Consider the following 1,113-nt stretch of genomic DNA (forward strand, 5'->3'; position numbering starts at 1 on the left):
GGCCAAGCTGCGCGAACTCTATCTGGCGGCGTGCGGGCCTGGGCATCCCGATGTACCCACCGCCGCCGAGCGGGTGCTGGGGCTTGATGCGACGGCCCTGCTGGCGCGCTGGCAGGAATGGGCCACCGGGTCGGGCTGATGCTGAGGTGCCCGCGAAGGTGCGTTCGGGTCCAGCGACACGCCGCGAGAGCCGGCATCGCGGGCACGCTCACCGGCGCTGCCCGCGCTAACGTGTCGTCGTGAGCCGGGTCCTGCTGGTAACCAACGACTTTCCGCCGCGGCGCGGCGGCATCCAGTCGTACCTCGGCGAATTCGTCGGCCGGCTGGCCAAGGCCGGCAAGCACACCGTGACGGTGTACGCGCCGAAGTGGAAGGGCGCAGAGACTTTTGACCAAGCGGCCGCCGAAGCGGGTTACCGGGTGGTGCGCCATCCCACCACGCTGATGCTGCCCGTCCCGGCCGTCGACAGCCGAATGCGCCGGTTGATCGCCGACGGCGGCATCGACACGGTGTGGTTCGGTGCCGCGGCACCGCTGGCACTGCTGGCGCCGCGGGCCCGGCAGGCCGGAGCCCGCCGGGTGCTGGCCAGCACCCACGGCCACGAGGTGGGATGGTCGATGCTTCCCGTGGCTCGTTCGGTGTTGCGGCGCATCGGTGACGACACCGACGTCGTGACCTTCGTCAGCCGGTACACCCGATCGCGCTTCGCGCCGGCGTTTGGGCCGGCGTCCGCCTTGGAATACCTGCCGCCGGGGGTGGACAGCGACCGGTTCCGCCCGGACCCTGTCGCGCGCGCCGAGTTGCGCGAGCGCTACGGGCTGGGGGAGCGGCCGACCGTGGTGTGTGTGTCCCGACTGGTGCCGCGCAAGGGCCAGGACATGCTGATCAGGGCGCTGCCCACGATCCGGCGGCGGGTCGACGGGGCCGCCCTGGTCATCGTCGGCGGAGGCCCCTACCTGGACAGCTTGCGCAAGGTGGCGCGCGACTGCGGGGTGGCCGATCAGGTGACATTCACCGGCGGGGTACCGGGCGACGAGTTGCCGGCACACCACGCGATGGCCGACGTGCTCGCGATGCCCTGCCGGACCCGCGGGGCCGGGTTGGACGTCGAGG

General features: G+C 72.2%; 1 protein-coding gene and 1 pseudogene. Both read left to right on the plus strand.

Annotated features, from left to right (window positions below; genetic code table 11):
- A pseudogene (locus BN972_RS29685) lies at positions 1–139 on the plus strand (hypothetical protein); the annotation flags it as partial.
- 100 nt (positions 140–239) lie between these two features.
- Positions 240–1,113: glycosyltransferase family 4 protein (locus BN972_RS27515; protein ID WP_036366327.1), on the plus strand; the 874-nt coding region annotated here is incomplete at its 3' end.

Origin of the sequence: Mycobacterium asiaticum DSM 44297 (assembly GCF_000613245.1) — a bacterium.
Classification (GTDB): Bacteria; Actinomycetota; Actinomycetes; order Mycobacteriales; family Mycobacteriaceae; genus Mycobacterium; species Mycobacterium asiaticum.